This is a genomic window from Dyella nitratireducens, from assembly GCF_014642835.1.
Classification (GTDB): domain Bacteria; phylum Pseudomonadota; class Gammaproteobacteria; order Xanthomonadales; family Rhodanobacteraceae; genus Dyella_B; species Dyella_B nitratireducens.
On record NZ_BMJA01000014.1, the window covers coordinates 1 to 1,189 of the forward strand.

At 59.1% G+C, this 1,189-nt stretch carries 1 protein-coding gene; it reads left to right on the forward strand.

Going from position 1 to position 1,189, the window contains the following annotated elements:
- The first annotated feature begins 128 nt into the window (after window positions 1-128).
- A protein-coding gene (locus IEX75_RS24030; protein WP_423373285.1) for an IS3 family transposase occupies window positions 129-1,144 on the forward strand; the annotation gives its coding sequence in 2 pieces (ribosomal slippage) (window positions 129-327 and window positions 327-1,144; 1,017 coding nt in all).
- The last annotated feature ends 45 nt before the right edge of the window (window positions 1,145-1,189 follow it).

The window sequence follows — 1,189 nt, forward strand, 5'->3', positions numbered from 1 at the left end:
CGACGTCCCCCCGGTTTTGAGTAGCGCAAGGATTTGGAGTCCAATCCCGCAACGGAAGGAGATTGGACGTGAAGAAGCGTTTTACCGAGGAACAGATCATCGGCTTCCTGCGTGAGGCGGACGCCGGCATGCCGATCAAGGAGCTGTGCCGCAAGCACGGCTTCAGCGAGGCTTCGTACTACCTGTGGCGCAGCAAGTTCGGCGGGATGAGCGTGCCGGATGCCAAGCGCCTGAAAGAGCTGGAGATGGAGAACACACGGCTGAAGAAGCTATTGGCCGAGCAGATGCTTGAGAACGAGGTTATCCGAGACGTGCTACGAAAAAAGCCGTAGGCGCACCGGCCCGGCGTGAGTGGGTGCGCCAGATGATCGACAAAGGACTGAGCGAGCGACGGTCGTTGGCCATTGTGGGCATGAGCGCCAGCGCGTATCGCTACCAGGCACAGCCGGACCGCAACGTGGCGTTGCGGCAGCGGATCGTGGCTTTGGCGCAACGACACAAGCGCTATGGCGTGGGGATGATTCACCTGAAACTTCGACAGGAAGGTGAGCTGGTGAACTACAAGCGCGTGGAGCGGTTGTATCAGCAGGAAAGGTTGCAGGTACGTCGGCGCAAGCGAAAGAAGGTCCCGATGGGGGAGCGGCAACCGCTGTTTCGCCCCACGGCGCCCAACGAGGTCTGGTCGATGGACTTCGTATTTGATCGCACGGCCGATGGGCGTGTCATCAAGTGTCTGACGGTCATCGATGATGCCACTCACGAGGCGGTGGTCATTGAGGTCGAGCGTGCGATTTCCGGCATCGGTGTGACGCGCGTGCTTGACCGTCTTGCACTCACGCATGGCTTACCGAAGGTGATTCGCAGTGACAACGGCAAAGAATTCTGCGGGAAGGCCATGGTCGCCTGGGCACATGAGCGCAGCTTGCAGCTTCGTTTGATCGAACCCGGCAAGCCAAATCAGAACGCCTACATTGAATCGTTCAATGGCCGCTTCCGTGACGAATGCCTCAACGAACACTGGTTTCCCAGCTTGCTTCATGCACGCACTGAGATCGAAACATGGCGCCGGGAATACAACGAAGAAAGACCTAAGAAGGCGCTGGGCGGGCTGACGCCCGCGGACTACGCAAAGCAGTTAAAGTGACAACGGGCTCCAAAGCATCCCGCTACTCAAGGCGGGGGGACGTCG